The 2316-nt window shown below is 65.1% G+C and carries 1 protein-coding gene; it reads left to right on the forward strand.

Annotation, left to right across the window (positions count from 1 at the left end; translation table 11 throughout):
* Positions 1-445 precede the first annotated feature (445 nt).
* The coding region (locus tag AC1DUR_RS25755) for a retention module-containing protein (protein WP_477722386.1) at positions 446-2316 on the forward strand (1871 nt) is incomplete at its 3' end.

Below are 2316 nucleotides of genomic sequence, written 5' to 3' on the forward strand. Positions count from 1 at the left end.
TTGACCGACTTAGGGGACTTTTTGACCGACTTAGGGGACTTTGGGGCGCAGCCACGGCGAGGCGTCGGTGATGCTCTCGTCAAAGTCGTGGCTGCTGCGCCATAGCCCAGCGGTGTCGGGTGCCACCAGCGCTTGCGGGTCGGCAGGGCCTGCAGAAGACGGTCGATCGACGGGGAGGCGCTTGACGCCATGCCGAGCTGCAGACCAAGCCAGCCAACCGGCTGGCTGCCTGACAACGGCGGCGGCGACGACAGTGTCCGGTATTGAGGGGGCTAGCACGGGGTTGGGCTACCGCTCCAAAACAGCCAAAAAACAGCCAAAAAGTAGCATCAAATATGGACCAAAGTCCAATAGACGGGCCGATGGCGCAGCCTTAATCTTCAGATCATCAGGATCGGTACCTGGGCTTGCGGGCCCGGGCTTCTTTTTTTCACCGGAGAGCATCATGGCCCAATTCGCTACCGTCGCCGCCATTACAGGAAATGGCACCGTTCTGGCTGTTGACGTGCAGGGCAAGACCCGCGCGCTGAAGGTCGGTGACGCCCTGCAAAAGGGCGAAACGGTACGCACCGTGGGCGACGTCCGCATCGAGCTCATCATGGAAGACGGCCACCATCTGGCGATTGCGCCCGCGCAAAGCGTGCGACTCGACGACAACGTGGCCGAGTCCGATCAGCGCCCCACGGCCCAGGACAGCGCGGTCACCACGCCGGCCACGGCAGACACCGTCATCCAGGCGCTCGAACGCGGGACCGACCTGAACCAGTCACTCGAAGCCACCGCGGCGGGTCTGGCCCCCGGCGGCGGCGTGGACGGCGGCAGCACCTTTGTGCAGCTGCTGCGCATCGCCGAGGGCGTGACCCCGCAAGACTACAACTACAACTTTGTCCCGCCTGAGCTGCTGCCGGATGTGCAGGTGATTCCCGAGCCGGCCGTGGAACCCGCGGTCAGCGTCGGCGTCACCGTGGGCACGCAGGTCGGTATCGGCGAGGGCGGCCCCGGCCTCATCACCGGCGACGTCATCCATGGAACGGTCTCGACGGCCGATGTGATCGAGGGCTCCAGCGGCGGCAGCAAGGCCGTCACCTTCCTGATTACCCTGGACAAGGTCTCCACGACCGATGTGACGGTCACCTACACCATCGTGCCAGGCACCGCGAGCAATCCGGCGGACTTTTTCGACGGCGCGGCCACCGGCACGGTCACCATTCCGGCCGGCTACATCGGCTTCTTCGTCACCGAGAACATTGTGGGCGACATCCTGGTCGAAGGCAACGAGACCTTCACCATTGTCCTGAGCAACCCGATCGGCGCCACCCTGATCAACGACACGGCCACCGTGACCATCATTGACGATGACCACGCACCGGTAGCGGTCGACGACAGCAACAGCCTGACCGAAGACCAGATCTCCGTCTCGGGCAACGTGCTGCCCAACGATACCGATGCAGACGGCCAGACCCTGTCCGTGGTCGGCCCCTCGATCACGGTGACCAACGCTTTCGGCACGCTGGTCATCGACAGCGCGACAGGCGCCTACACCTTCACGGTGAACGAAGCCACCCAGGCCGCCGCGCAGGCACTGGACGACGGCGAATCCATCAACATGGTCTTCCCCGATGTCTACCGGGTGACCGATGGCGCCAATCTGAGCAATCTGGCCGATGTGACCATCACCATCACCGGCACCAACGACGTGCCGACGATCAGCGTCGATCCCGGCAATGAAGGCGGCAACGACGTGGTGTACGAGGCTGGTCTGGCAATCGGTTCCAATGCCGCGGCCGGCAGCGAATTTGCCTCCGGCACCTTCACGGTATCGGATGCGGACGGCCTGGACGACATCCAGAGCGTCACCATCAACGGCGTCACCGTCGCGATCGGCAGCCTGGTGGGCCAGAGCTTCGCCGGTACCAACGGCACGCTGACGGTCACCGCCTACAGTGCAGGCGTCGCCAGCTACACCTATGAGCTGACCAGCCCGACCACGGATGCCGCCGGCACGGAGAGCGACGTCTTCACGCTGACCACCTCGGACGGCACGGGAACTTCCGCACCGGCAGCGATCACCATCGAGATCATTGACGATGTGCCGACGGCCTTCGCGAACAGCAACAGCGTGGCCGAAGGCGCTGTGGTGGGCGGCAACGTGCTGACGGACGGCACGGACGACGTGTTCGGCGCCGACGGCGCGGCAGCCGGTGGCGGCGTGGTGGGCGTGCGGGTGGCCGGAGGCGACACCACGACGGCGGTGCAGACGGGCGTGAACACGGTCATTGCCGGCAGCTTCGGCACGCTGACCCTGCAGGCCAACGG

This window comes from Polaromonas sp. P4_F4, assembly GCF_056401355.1.